The organism is Dyadobacter frigoris (assembly GCF_005280585.1).
Classification (GTDB): Bacteria; Bacteroidota; Bacteroidia; order Cytophagales; family Spirosomataceae; genus Dyadobacter; species Dyadobacter frigoris.
Window position 1 is genome coordinate 1 of the sequence record NZ_SZVO01000020.1, and the last position, 12,806, is coordinate 12,806.

Sequence of the window (12,806 nt, forward strand, 5' to 3'; positions counted from 1 at the left end):
GAAACACGTAAGTCCAGGGGAACGCAATCCAATCGAGGGGAAGTTTGGCCAAGCCAAAACAGCTTATGGCCTAAACCGGATAAAGGCAAGATTACAAGCAACAAGCCAATCCTGGATTGCATCCATCATCCTAGTGTTGAACCTGGTCAAGTTGGCCGGGGAAGCACTATTGTGCCATGTGGTGCTAGTTACTTATTCAGCAAGACAGATGAAGTTTGAGCCGTGGCTGCGGAATCGTCAACCACAGCTCAAGCTCGCAGCGTAAGACAAAAGAAGACATATTCAGCAGACCCTAAGTATATAAATTTATATATAAGTGGCTACAAAAGACAAGGCAATTATTCCTAATCAAAATATTAACTTTAGTAATTTAATTTATTAACTACCCTTTGTAAACCCATGAACCTAACCCCCACCCTACTCCTCCTCCTGATCACCCTCACCACCCAAGCCCAAAAAGCCCAAAATCTCGCCATCGTCTTCATCGGCAATAGCATCACCCAGGGCAAAGGAGGCCCAAATGGGTTTCCTCCACCAACGCACAGCGTTAATTTTCTGAAAGAAAAGAAAGGGATAGAAAATGTGGTTTTTGCTAATTTGGGAAGGAGCGGATCTACGACTTTGGATTGGCTGCCGGGTAGTGGGAAGTATTTTGTAAAGGTGATTGAGGCGGCTGATAGTCTGTTTCTTAAAAAAGATCATCAACTGATTTTTTCCATGAAACTGGGGACAAATGACAGTGCCATACAGGGGCCGAATGGTTCGCCGGTTTCCAGGGAAGATTATAAGAAAAATATGCAGACCATTATTTCGGAACTGCTGAAAAAATATCCGGGCAGCAAGGTGATTGTGCATCATCCAATCTGGTACAGTACCAATACCTACAACGGCTCCAAATATCTGAAAGAAGGCCTTGACAGGCTGGAAACTTATATTCCGGAGATTGACGGCATGATTTCAGACTATAAATCTTCTGATCCTGGACGTGTTTTCAAGGGTGATACCAAGGCTTTTAAGTATTTCAAAAAACACCATCACAAATTATTGAAACCTGAAAAAGGCCAGCAGGGAACATTTTATCTGCATCCGAATGAAGAAGGCGTGGTTGTTTTGGGTAAGTTTTGGGCGAAGGCTATTGAAAAAAGGATGCTCTGATTTTAGCGCATTTTCCTTTTTCCAATCTGCCTTTTCGCTTTCAAATTATTTCGTAGTTTTTGCGGTGACTTTCAGTTTATCACCTCAGAAATCTCCTTCTTTAACAAAAAACTTCACACCATTACTGTCGATTTCTTCCCAGTCTTCACCACCAAATTCTGCCTCGCAATATTCGTCATAACAAACTTCTGCATCAAAAATTCTCAGCATGACGGTCACGATCATCGGATATAATTCCATGTCGTCGATCTCAAATGCGAGCTGGATAATATCAACAGAATCGCTGTAACAAGCCATAAAAACCTGAACTTGTCGCCATGATTTTTCTTTTGTTTTGTCAAGGTTCGTTGTATCGCCGCCTGCATTTTTGATTTCTTCGTATTCACTATCCCAGAATATTTCCCATTCCAGGAGCATTTCGGGGAGGAAAATATGCTTTTCAATTCCGCCGGCATCGTTGTAAATTTTACTCCAGATAAATTTACTGGTCATGGTACCTATTTCGGCGTAGGATTTCTTTTCAATGAAAGACCTCAATCGGGTTTTAAGTCCCGCTACGGTATCCATTTGAAAATCGTCACCATCTTCCGTCCCAAATTCCAGCGTATTGTCAATCACAAGCGCTTCGTACGCATCATCTTCAAGCCCTGAGAATTTCTCAAATGCATCAATAAATTCATCATAAGCCGGTATTCCTTCCGGAGTATTTTCGTTGTCAAACATGTTACGCGCAATTCCCTTAATACCTGCCTCGGCCGTGATCGCTTCCACTTCGCTTTTTAACACATTCAAAACATCACCTTCGCTTCCATAAGACAGCGTCTCATATCTTTCTTCGAGATAGTTTTTAAAGCTCATAAGCGAATAAAAATAAGGATCGTCCGGTGAAACTTCCGCATTTCCCTCATCCCATTCATCCGCCTCCACAGTGTAACCCACTGGAAAAGAAACCGTTTTCCCGTCCTCACTGATACTGCAAAACAAATTGTCTTCTTCTATCTCGTTTAAATAATAAGTGATTTCCATATCGTTTTATACTAATATCTTATAAGTAAATCCTGATCTCGTTTTAGACATTTTTTATTCAATAACTCACCAAACCAGCAAATATCCGCTGCTTCTGCCTCCGCCGCCATCTTTTGCTAATAATCCTTTTGCGATTAAATCTGATATATCCCGACCGGCCGTATCCTGCGAACATTTTGCTATTTTGGCCCATTTGGATGAAGTTAATTTCCCGAAAAAATCTTCCTGCATCTTTTTTATCATGAGTCGTTGACGTTCGTTAAGTGACGTTCCGGCATATTTGTCCCAAAATGCAACTCTTTGCAAAACCACATTCAGCGTCTCTTCGGTTACGTGCAAAGCATCCCTCATGCAGGATAAAAACCATTGTAGCCAGGGCGTTATATCCAGATTGCCTTTTTGTGTTTTTTCCAGTATCGTATAATATTCATTTCTCCGCTTTCTAATTTGCGACGACATGCTGTAATACCGCTCACCGCTGCCTTCAGTACGCGCAAGCTGCATATCCGCTATGGCTCTCGCGATCCGGCCGTTTCCATCATCAAAAGGATGGATCGTAACAAACCACAAATGAGCGATTCCGGATTTTATAACCGGATCTATGTTAACAGAACTGTTAAACCATGACAAAAATTGCTCCATTTCGTCTTCTATGCGCGTGGCATCCGGTGCTTCAAAATGTACCGTTTCTCTTCCCAACGGACCGGAAACTACCTGCATCGGACCTTTCTCATTATCCCGCCATTTCCCGGTTAATATCTGATACATACCGCTTCGGCCGGAAGGAAATAAGGAAGATTGCCAGCCCAGTAACCGATCTTTTGTTAATTCATTTTTATAATTTTGAGTAGCATCCAGCGTCATTTCCACGACGCCATCCACATTCCGGTCGGAAGGAACGAGGCCAGCGATTTCTATACCCAACCGTCTTGCGATTGAGGAACGAACTTCTTCACGGCCAAGAACTTCGCCTTCTATTTCGGAAGATTTCATCACATCTTCGGTAAGCGTTTTAAGTATGGTTTCGGATTTTGACGAAAAACCAAAAGCTTCCATTCGCCCGGCGATTTTCCCCTGGATATACCGCACCTCTCCCAAAACTGTCGAAAGCTCAGCTTCGTCCCAACTAAATTGGGGCCAGTTTTTTCTTTGATGGATGTATAAGCTCATGACTTGTATGCGGTGATTACACAAACAATCTCCGCAAATTTGCGGAGATTAGCAAGTTTATTCTCCGCATTGTTAATATTTTACAATTTTAACCTTTTGCTTGCAAAGCAATTCAGTACTTACAAAATGCTCATAAACAGTAAGTTATACAAAAAAAACACCCAAGTCAGATTTAATTATAAAAACTGAAACAATTTTAATCTCCGCAAAAATGCGGAGATTAACTTACTTATTCTCCGCATTCTCTTCATAATCAACAAAAATATTAATCCAGATCGCTCTTCCCAGACGAATGATTATAGGTTGTAAGGAGAACAGAATAATAGTGATCGCAACAAAAAACCATTCGAGCTGCATTTTTACAAAAACAAGTAAAAGAACCGACAAGAGTGTCATCAGGAAAATGACTATTGGAAAACTTGTCCATAAGGCACCGATGTAAAAACCGGGTTCAATCTTGAAATCCTGTCCGCAAACGGGGCAATTATCCGGCATTTTCAAGCCGTCTTTCAGGCTGTACGGATTCCGCTTGATGAACAGGTTTCCCTGATGGCAACGCGGACATTTCATCCTGATGACGTTTACTATTTTGGACATTTTATTTTTTTAAATTGATCATGGGTGTTCTTAAATTTTTGGTTTGTTACCCGGTTTGACCCGTCCGACGGCGGAAAAAGCCGTCGGACGGGTGGCTCGTTAGAAAATTCTTTGCTTAATCAAAATATATATGACCTATTTTCCGGCCATTTGAGCGCGGATTCTGCTTAATGATGGGCCTTTTATTCCGAGATAAGAAGCTACGTGTCCCAAAGAAACGCGGTTGGCAACTTCCGGGAATTCGGTTAATAAGGAAACGTAACGATCTTCGGCTGATTGGCTTAACAATCCTTCGGCTTTGGTCTGACTGTAAACATAATATTGTTCCGCCAAAAGTCTCCCAAAACGCTCCCAGGCGTGTGATTGCGGGTATAACGACAATAAATTTTCATGACTGATTACCATCAGCTCCGAATCTTCAAGTGCTTCGATGCTATATGGACAAGCCGTTTGGGTAAGGAAACTTTTAAGGGAAACCAGAAATGTATTTTCGGGGACGAAATAAATATTATGCTCCGTTTCTGTTTTTAAATCCGTGTAATAAACCCGGAACAATCCCTTTACGATGAATCCGATTTGTCGGCACACTGAATTCCGGAAATTGAAATATTCGTTTTTCTCAATTGTGCGGTGTGTCCACATATGATCGGCCAACCGCATATCTTCTTTTCCAAGCTGCGCAAACTGGCTAAGGCTATTGTGTAGGATTTCCTTGTGGCCTAAAAGCATTGTAAAATTTCGATTTTAAGAAATAAATCTGTGGATTTTCAAATTGGAAACGACTGGTTTTCCCAGTGTTTCATAGAACTAAGATACCACTTATTTCCCGCACTCGTTTCCACAAAAATTATATTTTATACCATTCCATCACTTTTTAACATAGGTGAAAATTATTGCTGAAGCCCACTTCTACCTTTGACCTATCAAAACACAAACAAATAATTTATCAAAACATAATCCTTAAATTCAATGAAAACGATCATCACATCTTTGGCAATTTTGCTTACTATGGCAATCACTTCCTGTAATTCAGAATCAAGTCCTGCACCGGAAAAGAAAACAGAAACCGTTATTTTAGTCCATGGAGCGTGGCAGGGCGCTTATGCCTGGACAACTGTTAAAAGCAATTTAGAGAAAAAGGGTTTTACCGTCGTTGCGGTGGAATTGCCCGCTCACGGAGATGACACTACGCCTGTTGCCGGTTTAACACTCGATAGTTACAGTGCAAAAGTAATTTCGGCTATCGAAGCCCAATCCTCCAAGGTTATTCTGGTCGGGCACAGTATGGGTGGCATGGTGATTTCTGCTGTTGCGGAAAAGATTCCCGCCAAAATAGCCAAACTTGTCTATTTGGCCGCTTTTCTTCCTCAAAACCAGCAATCATTATTCGAAATCTCCGGTAATGATAAACAAACTCACTTACCGAATGCATTGGAAGTAAGTGTCGACCAGTCAACAATTGCTGTGAAAGCGGATAGTTTGATCAACATTTTCTGTCAGGATGGAAGCGCTGAGATTAAAAAGCTTTTACTGTCAAAAAACAGAACAGAACCACTTTTGCCATTGACGAATAAAGTAACGCTGACTGACGCAAACTTTGGAAGTGTTGCGAAGTTTTACATTCGTACGATCAATGACCATGCGATTGGTATCAACTTGCAGGATCAGATGATTAAAACGACTACGGTTAAAAAAATTTACAGTTTGACCAGCGGACACACGGCGCACCTTTCTCAGCCCAATGAAGTTTCAGCTATTATTGAAGAGATTGCTGCTATTAAGTAATCTTAGTATTTTTGGAAGTAAGAATCCTCTCAGAACTTTGGTTTTGGGAGGATTTTTCTTGTTTGATTTTTTGTTTTTTTGCTCTAATGAATCTTTGCTTACCCGTCGGACGGGTAAAAAAACCTATTAAAATCTACCAAAACCCTTTGCACAAAAATCTCAAAACAACTATTTCCGAACAACCGGCTTTAATCCGCGCATTGCTTTTGTACCAATGGCAGGCATTTTTGCTGGTAACTTCAACAGTGTCGCTTCCGGTTTTGGATATTCTACATAACCTGATAAATATCTTTCAATAATAAAATCCACTTCGCGTTCAAAGCCAATAGCTGGCTGATTGGCGTAGGCAGTCATATCATATAATTTGCGGTGCCAAATTGCTGAATCCAGGTTTCCGTCCAGGAAATAAACATTTTCAAACCCTTTATCAAATTTAAAATGAATACCTTTTTCAGCATTAGCGATCAGACTTTCGGGGTTTCCGGTTAAAGTAATCGGCATGTAAGTTTTCTTTTCGTAAACAAATCCGCCGTGACTTGTTTTGATATATTCCCGCATCGTTCTTGGCGCATCACCAACATACAGCACATCCACCAGTAGAATTTGTTTTGCTGCATGAAACTGATCAGCGGTAGTAATTAAAGGAAGCTGCGAAATCTTAATCATTTTAAAAATTGTAAAAATGGATACCGTTTGTGAAAACAGCTCAGGAAATAATAACATTCAAAAGTAAACAATCCGCTCCTTTCATTGTTAATAATATCACAAAATCAATCTTAATGAAAAAATATTACTGTTTGAAATAACGGTTTACCGTGGTATCTTTACCTAAGGAAAAATTCGCTTAAATACTAAAAAACGCAAATTTTGCCGTTGAAAATATTAACGGCTGGCATTCTTTTCAAGTCCGATTCTTAAAGGTTTTATGTAAAACCTCGCTCTATTAACACCAAAAAGGGAATCTGGAATAAAATCCTGATTCCCTTAATTTTTAGCAGTTGAGTACTTAGCCGTTTGATAATTTATTAAAAAAACACGAAGCAACTTTGTCGGCATGATAATTATGTCTGGTAACTAATACAATCAAAATAAATAATCACCTCTCAACAAATCCCGAATCATGATTAAGGCACTAAGAAACATTGCCATACTGGGCGAAGGCATCACCAATTTCAATGAGAAATATGCCGAACTTGAAAAAGAAAGCCCTACCGAAGCGATCATCATTGATCCTGACGGAATTGTCAATGCGTACAGTTATGAGGGTTTTGCATTTTTGAACGAAAACTGGTACCGAAAATACAGTCCAAACTGGCAAACGGATTCATCAGCTATCGACAAACTTTTGACAAGTCTGGTAAGATCCTCTTCCAGCCATTCCACTTCTGTTAATCTTACAAAAATCAAGGATTATTTATCCAGCCCGCCAGAATCCATTGAAGAAACGATAAAAGCCTGGAAAACTTTTTACGATCCCCATTTCAAAGATATTTAGACTCACAATTTGTTTTGAATATTCACCTGGTCAATTCAGGTAGTCATTTTTAGTGATCCGACAAAATAACCTGTGGCTTGCTACCTTTTTTCTTTGTAACTAAAAATAGTAACGGCAGGGCACAAAGGAAAACAGCTCCAACCAACAAATAAGCATCATTAAAACTTAGCAAATTACTTTGGCGTCCAATCCCGGCATCAATTAGCCCCATAGCTTTTTTATTGGCATCAAATGTGGTAAAACCTTTGCTCATAAAGAAATTGGTATACCCTGTAAGGCGCTGCATCGCAAGCGGATTGTACTCTGTAATATTAGAGACCAGATCAGAACGGTGAAGTGCATTACGGTTATGTAAATACGTATTCACCATAGCCAACCCAACCGAACCTCCAAGCTGGCGCATCATATTATTAAGTGCTGCGCCCTGCGGAATATCCTTCGGTTCAAGTGCTGAAACGGCAAGGGCCGTAAGCGGCACCGTTACAATTGCAAGCCCGACACCGCGAAAAATCAGGAATATGGTAATATCATGGGCACTTGCGTTCAAATTTAACCGGGACATTTGCCAGCTGAATAGAACAAAAAGCATCATTCCTGTTGTAATCATAAATAAAGGTGAAACACCTTTTTGTAATAATTTTGCCGAAATAATTAAACCTCCGATAGCCAGAAAAGCGCCTGGTAATAAAAGCAATCCTGTTTGTGATGGTGTAAAATTCAATAAACGCTGTGCAAAAACCGGGGTTAAAAAGACTGAGCTAAAAAGCCCGATTCCGGAAATAAATGTAACGACTGCTGCGATACTCAGATTTTTACTTTTCAAAACCCGCAGGTTAACCACCGGACTTTTGATTTTCAATTCCCACCAGATAAATAATGATAATCCCAGCGATGCCGCCACGCTTAACCAGATGATATAAGTTGCGTCAAACCAGTCGTCTATTTCTCCTCTTTCCAAAACTGTTTGTAAAGAACCAATACCAACGGCTAATAATAAAATACCGGTCCAGTCTATATTTCCGGCAGTTTGTTTGAATTTAGGTTCGCCCAGTAAAACGTAACAAAGTGAAGCTACCGTAATTCCAATTGGAATATTGATGTAAAAAATCCAGGGCCAGGAATAATATTCAGTGATAAAACCGCCTAAGGTAGGGCCAATTGTCGGGCCGAGAAAAACACCCACACCAAATATTGCACTGGCGACATTTTGTTTTTCCTTTGGAAATAATTCAAAAACAATGGCCTGGGAAACAGAGAGTAACGCGCCTCCGCCAAGTCCTTGCATAAACCGAAAGAAAACCAGCATCCAGATCCCCGAAGCCTGGCCACACATGAATGAAAAGAATGTGAAAGCGATGACGGATCCGATGTAGTAATTTCTTCGGCCTAATTTTAAAGCTAAAAAGCTGGTCATCGGGATGATGATCACGTTCGCGATGGCATAGGAAGTGATCACCCAGGATGTATCTTCGAGCGTCGAACCCAGGTTGCCGCTCATATGCGACAGGGCAACATTTACGATTGATGTATCGATTAATTCCATGACGGCAGCCGCAATCACGGTAATCAGAAGAATTGTTCTTTTCATAATAATAACGATCGGTATATTTAATTTAACATCTTTCTCAAAGCCGATATGGTTAAATGTGATTTTTATGATTTTTTTATTTGCATAAAATGAAAAATTTTGTGTTTGTTATCTATTTTTCATTCGAATACAAAAATATACCATTTGGTATTATTTAACAAATATTTTGGGTAAATATGTTAGAATGGTTAAATCATTGGCATTTATATCGGCCATGCCTACGGCATTTATGGATAAAATATATTCCCGCATTCCGTGGGTTAAAACCCACGGATACCATGTCGGTCATGCCGATGGCATTTTTTAATTATTGTGCTATTTTTGGATCCTCGGGCTAAAACCCACGGTTACTTCGTCGGTCATGCTGATGGCATTTTTTTGATAGAAAAGTGCCATCGGCACGAACGATATGGTAGCCCCGGAATTTATTCCGGGGGATTCCGGGGGAAAAATCGAAATTAAAAAAGCTGGCCAGACAAGTATCAAAACCTGCCTGGCCAGCTCAATCAAAATATTCTAAAAATTTATTCTTTTACAATCACATCATGCGCGCCGCCTTCAACAATACTTACAGAAGATACCAATGTAATTTTCGCTTTTTCTTTTAATAATGCAATTGAAATTGTCCCACAGCTGCACATCGTCGATTTAATTTTACCAACTGTAACAGCCAGATTATCCTTCAAAGTACCTGCGTAAGGAACATAACTATCAACCCCTTCTTCGAATTTCAATCCGTCTGCCGTATCACCCATGTCGTAACGTTGCCAGTTACGTGCGCGGTTGGAACCTTCTCCCCAGTATTCCTTAACGTAGTTTCCACCAACCATCAATTTACGTGTCGGGCTTTCGTCGAAACGGGCGAAATATCTTCCCATCATCAGAAAATCCGCACCCATGGCAAGGGCAAGCACCATATGATAATCCTGGGCAATTCCACCATCAGAACAAATCGGAATATAAACTCCGGTTTCTTTAAAATATTCATCGCGGGCATCTGCAACTTCAATAAGCGCAGTTGCCTGCCCGCGGCCGATACCTTTTGTTTCTCTTGTAATACAAATAGATCCGCCGCCAACACCAACTTTGATAAAATCAGCCCCTGCTTCAACCAGGTATAAAAAGCCTTCTTTGTCCACTACATTACCGGCGCCAACTTTTACTTTTTCACCAAATTTACTTTTGATGTATTCAAGCGTTTCTTTTTGCCATTCAGAAAATCCGTCTGACGAATCGATACACAAAACATCAGCACCAGCTTCAACCAAAGCAGGTACTCTCTCTTTATAATCTCTTGTATTGATACCAGCGCCAACGATCAGTTTCTTCTGATAATCAGACAATTCCAAAGGATTATCCTTATGATTGTCATAATCTTTTCTGAAAACGAAGAACTTAAAATTGTTATTCTCATCAATTACCGGAAGGCTGTTAAGCTTGTGCTCCCAAATAATATCATTCGCTTCTTTTAGAGAAATGCCAAGTTCAGCTGTTACTAGATTCGAAAAAGGTGTCATGAATTCTTTCACCTTTTTATCCAGACTATCATTCGTAACACGGTAATCTCTGCTCGTTACAATACCTAGTAATTTGCCTTCAGCTTTTCCGTTATCCGTAATCGCGATGGTCGAATGTCCCGTTTTTCCTTTTAAAAGAATTACGTCTTTTAATGTATGTTCTTCCGTAAGATTAGCAGTACTGATAACAAAACCAGATTTATGATTTTTTACCTTTCTGATCATTTCTGTCTGTTCTTCAATCGATTGAGAACCAAAAATAAAAGAAAGTCCACCGTTTTTTGCCAGTGCAATGGCCATGTTGTCGTCTGACACCGACTGCATGATGGCTGATACAAAAGGAACGTTTAGTTCAATATCGGATACTTCTCCCTTATTGAATTTTGTCAAAGGAGTTTTCAATGACACCTTGTTAGGAACACAATCCTTGGTTGTCAAACCCGGAATTAACAGGTATTCGCTAAAAGTTCTTGATGTTTCGTTTAAATACTGAGCCATTTTATTTGTTTTTAAATTTATCGCCCTTCCCGCCAGATACTACAACAATAGCTGCAAAATCCATTTTCTTCTCATTATAGAATGAAGAAAAATAAGATTTAACTAATAAGATAGTATAACCGAAAAAGAAAAAACGAGCTGTTTTTTGAAGTTTTAAACTGAATACAGATTTCACTTCTGAATCTGTGAAGAAAATTAAATTGTTTCCTGTGCCGGATTGAACCAATAAGTATGGAAACAATTTCAGACCCCAAACATTGTAATTTACCGGAACATTTTTCTGGAAAGCACTGAAATGAAGGATATTATAATACTGAGAAACCCTTTTCAAAATTGCCGTCCTGTACCATTGTTGCTTTTTTCCTGCAACTTTCCGGCTCTTTGAACCGGGTACTTCAACAATATTGAACCCTGTTTCCATAAAATATATTTATAGAGAACATCTTTTCCGAAAAAAAATTCACTTACGTCAATTATCATTTTTCCACGGAAGCTTTACATTGCATGAATTCGATAACATCAGGTGTTATTGCGACTCATTGTTAAGCGTTCTTCATATAATGGATGCAAAAGTAGTTATTTTTAAGATAATTTCCTCGATCAATTGGAGAGAAAATGTCAGAATTCTTTTTATGCTGCTGTAAAATAAGTTATCTGCTCATTTTCCAAATAGAAACTGACCGCTAAAATGAGCATTAAAGGTCAGGAAAGTCCAATTAGGTTGTTAATAATTTCGTAATTATCTGTTTCCAAAAATCTTTGCAGTTACACAAAATTTAACCTGACGCCTTATACGTAAAAAAAGCTGTCACACAGAAACAGTTCACAATTAATTTTCATAGATCAGATAAACAGTTAACGGTTTATTCATATCCATAAGCCGCTACAATTTGTTCATTACTTTTTAAAGATTCCTGACGGGCGTCGTAGCTGTTCAGCACAATTACATGAGCTCCCATTTCAGCAGCTTGTTTTTTCATTTTTTCAATATCGCGGGATTCAATATTTGAAATACCATGAATCTGATGGGTTGATTTAATGTGAATTTCTCCTTTTTTTATCAAGCCTACAACGGAAAGAGGATTGCTGGTTACTACAATTTTTTCCCAGTCTTTTTTTCCATGCACCTCTACTTTATCCGAAATCGGCTCGATACGTCCGGATTTATACACAATTTTCTCAACTTCTGCCTTACCTAACTTATCTGAATGGGAATCTCGGGGATCTGTAAAAACAATAGTACTTTCTGTTACGTAGTTAACCTTGACATTTAATTTCTCACCATCATGTTTGACTATAACATCCTGGGCGGAGACAAACCGTGTTGAAATACAACAAATGACAAAAATTAATAAATGATTTTTCACTTTTATAAATTCTAGAGGTTCTACATTATGCAAATATATAATAGAATTTTTTCTACGAAAAAATTTATGATCTCGAAGATAATACAAAGCGCAATTAAAATATTATAATTTTAATGATTTTTAATAAAACTATTCAAATATACATTTCTTAATTACAACAATATAGTCTAGGCTGGCTACAAATCGTGTAGTAGCAAAACCCGTTTTATATTTTCTAAATCAACCGACAACTCAAAATATGTTACTTATAATCAAATAGTTAGTACATTTACCCTCCACTTGTTTAACCGACACTCAACGAAAGAAAGTCTTTTTTTACCTGGTCTGAAATACTATAAACAGCAGACAGGGAAAGAATTAACTCATAAGATTTGTAATCAAAAAAGACTATTTCCCTCACCCGTTGATGAGCAAATTTTTCATTATTTTCATAAAAGGAATTGTTGGATTGATCTGGTTTGTGGCTACTGTGGTCACGGCTATACTTCTTTCGCCTTTTGTGCTGGCTTCATGGATTTCAGGCATGCTGGATAAAAAGCAAAATAGTGACAAAGAAAAATCTTCGTCAGGGGATAGTGAAAAATAACTATAACCCTTCAATACGATTT

General features: G+C 39.0%; 14 protein-coding genes. 5 read left to right on the forward strand and 9 right to left on the reverse strand.

Going from position 1 to position 12,806, the window contains the following annotated elements:
- Together FDK13_RS36780 and FDK13_RS30065 are read left to right on the forward strand one after the other, a co-directional pair.
- On the forward strand, positions 1–265 hold a 265-nt coding region (locus FDK13_RS36780), incomplete at its 5' end, for a transposase (RefSeq protein ID WP_170982952.1).
- A gap of 134 nt (positions 266–399) precedes the next feature.
- Positions 400–1,155, forward strand: coding sequence for a GDSL-type esterase/lipase family protein (locus FDK13_RS30065; RefSeq protein ID WP_137343727.1), 756 nt, complete (start codon positions 400–402; stop codon positions 1,153–1,155).
- A gap of 84 nt (positions 1,156–1,239) precedes the next feature.
- On the opposite strand, the gene FDK13_RS30070 is transcribed toward FDK13_RS30065, so the two are convergent.
- The 4 genes from FDK13_RS30070 to FDK13_RS30085 all read right to left on the reverse strand — a co-directional run bounded on the left by FDK13_RS30070 (position 1,240) and on the right by FDK13_RS30085 (position 4,677).
- Positions 1,240–2,181 (reverse strand): hypothetical protein, encoded by a 942-nt coding sequence (locus FDK13_RS30070; protein WP_137343728.1) that lies wholly within the window; start codon positions 2,179–2,181, stop codon positions 1,240–1,242.
- A gap of 66 nt (positions 2,182–2,247) precedes the next feature.
- Entirely contained in the window at positions 2,248–3,351 is a 1,104-nt protein-coding gene (locus FDK13_RS30075) for a Fic family protein (RefSeq protein ID WP_137343729.1), read from the reverse strand.
- 225 nt (positions 3,352–3,576) lie between these two features.
- A complete protein-coding gene (locus FDK13_RS30080) occupies positions 3,577–3,948 on the reverse strand; it encodes a DUF983 domain-containing protein (protein WP_137343730.1) in 372 nt (123 codons plus the stop codon).
- A 135-nt stretch (positions 3,949–4,083) separates the two neighbouring features.
- A complete protein-coding gene (locus tag FDK13_RS30085; RefSeq protein WP_137343731.1) occupies positions 4,084–4,677 on the reverse strand; it encodes a Crp/Fnr family transcriptional regulator in 594 nt (197 codons plus the stop codon).
- Positions 4,678–4,917: 240 nt separating this feature from the next.
- Between FDK13_RS30085 and FDK13_RS30090 the strand changes: the two genes are divergently transcribed.
- The gene (locus FDK13_RS30090) at positions 4,918–5,733 is read left to right on the forward strand and encodes an alpha/beta fold hydrolase (protein WP_220417464.1); all 816 of its coding nucleotides are present in this window, start codon (positions 4,918–4,920) and stop codon (positions 5,731–5,733) included.
- A 168-nt stretch (positions 5,734–5,901) separates the two neighbouring features.
- On the opposite strand, the gene FDK13_RS30095 is transcribed toward FDK13_RS30090, so the two are convergent.
- Complete coding sequence (locus FDK13_RS30095; RefSeq protein WP_137343732.1) at positions 5,902–6,399, reverse strand: hypothetical protein; 498 nt, start codon at positions 6,397–6,399, stop codon at positions 5,902–5,904.
- Positions 6,400–6,853: 454 nt separating this feature from the next.
- Between FDK13_RS30095 and FDK13_RS30100 the strand changes: the two genes are divergently transcribed.
- Positions 6,854–7,228, forward strand: coding sequence for a hypothetical protein (locus FDK13_RS30100; protein WP_137343733.1), 375 nt, complete (start codon positions 6,854–6,856; stop codon positions 7,226–7,228).
- 49 nt (positions 7,229–7,277) lie between these two features.
- Here the strand turns inward: FDK13_RS30100 and FDK13_RS30105 are convergent, their stop codons facing one another.
- The 4 genes from FDK13_RS30105 to FDK13_RS30120 all read right to left on the reverse strand — a co-directional run bounded on the left by FDK13_RS30105 (position 7,278) and on the right by FDK13_RS30120 (position 12,198).
- The gene (locus tag FDK13_RS30105) at positions 7,278–8,816 is read right to left on the reverse strand and encodes a DHA2 family efflux MFS transporter permease subunit (RefSeq protein WP_137343734.1); all 1,539 of its coding nucleotides are present in this window, start codon (positions 8,814–8,816) and stop codon (positions 7,278–7,280) included.
- Positions 8,817–9,340: 524 nt separating this feature from the next.
- A complete protein-coding gene (locus FDK13_RS30110; protein WP_137343735.1) occupies positions 9,341–10,831 on the reverse strand; it encodes an IMP dehydrogenase in 1,491 nt (496 codons plus the stop codon).
- Position 10,832: 1 nt separating this feature from the next.
- A complete protein-coding gene (locus FDK13_RS30115; protein WP_137343736.1) occupies positions 10,833–11,252 on the reverse strand; it encodes a hypothetical protein in 420 nt (139 codons plus the stop codon).
- 442 nt (positions 11,253–11,694) lie between these two features.
- Positions 11,695–12,198: a hypothetical protein gene (locus FDK13_RS30120; RefSeq protein ID WP_137343737.1), complete on the reverse strand. Its 504-nt coding sequence runs from the start codon at positions 12,196–12,198 to the stop codon at positions 11,695–11,697.
- Positions 12,199–12,604: 406 nt separating this feature from the next.
- Here FDK13_RS30120 and FDK13_RS30125 point away from each other — a divergent pair, with 406 nt between their 5' ends.
- A complete protein-coding gene (locus FDK13_RS30125; RefSeq protein WP_137343738.1) occupies positions 12,605–12,784 on the forward strand; it encodes a hypothetical protein in 180 nt (59 codons plus the stop codon).
- Positions 12,785–12,806: the final 22 nt, after the last annotated feature.

Coding starts and splice junctions, on each gene's coding strand:
- FDK13_RS30080 (WP_137343730.1), bottom strand. CDS start 3,948: ATGTCCAAAATAGTAAACGTCATCAGGATGAAATGTCCGCGTTGCCAT.
- FDK13_RS30105 (WP_137343734.1), bottom strand. CDS start 8,816: ATGAAAAGAACAATTCTTCTGATTACCGTGATTGCGGCTGCCGTCATG.
- FDK13_RS30065 (WP_137343727.1), top strand. CDS start 400: ATGAACCTAACCCCCACCCTACTCCTCCTCCTGATCACCCTCACCACC.
- FDK13_RS30100 (WP_137343733.1), top strand. CDS start 6,854: ATGATTAAGGCACTAAGAAACATTGCCATACTGGGCGAAGGCATCACC.
- FDK13_RS30110 (WP_137343735.1), bottom strand. CDS start 10,831: ATGGCTCAGTATTTAAACGAAACATCAAGAACTTTTAGCGAATACCTG.
- FDK13_RS30070 (WP_137343728.1), bottom strand. CDS start 2,181: ATGGAAATCACTTATTATTTAAACGAGATAGAAGAAGACAATTTGTTT.
- FDK13_RS30115 (WP_137343736.1), bottom strand. CDS start 11,252: ATGGAAACAGGGTTCAATATTGTTGAAGTACCCGGTTCAAAGAGCCGG.
- FDK13_RS30075 (WP_137343729.1), bottom strand. CDS start 3,351: ATGAGCTTATACATCCATCAAAGAAAAAACTGGCCCCAATTTAGTTGG.
- FDK13_RS30085 (WP_137343731.1), bottom strand. CDS start 4,677: ATGCTTTTAGGCCACAAGGAAATCCTACACAATAGCCTTAGCCAGTTT.
- FDK13_RS30095 (WP_137343732.1), bottom strand. CDS start 6,399: ATGATTAAGATTTCGCAGCTTCCTTTAATTACTACCGCTGATCAGTTT.
- FDK13_RS30125 (WP_137343738.1), top strand. CDS start 12,605: ATGAGCAAATTTTTCATTATTTTCATAAAAGGAATTGTTGGATTGATC.
- FDK13_RS30090 (WP_220417464.1), top strand. CDS start 4,918: ATGAAAACGATCATCACATCTTTGGCAATTTTGCTTACTATGGCAATC.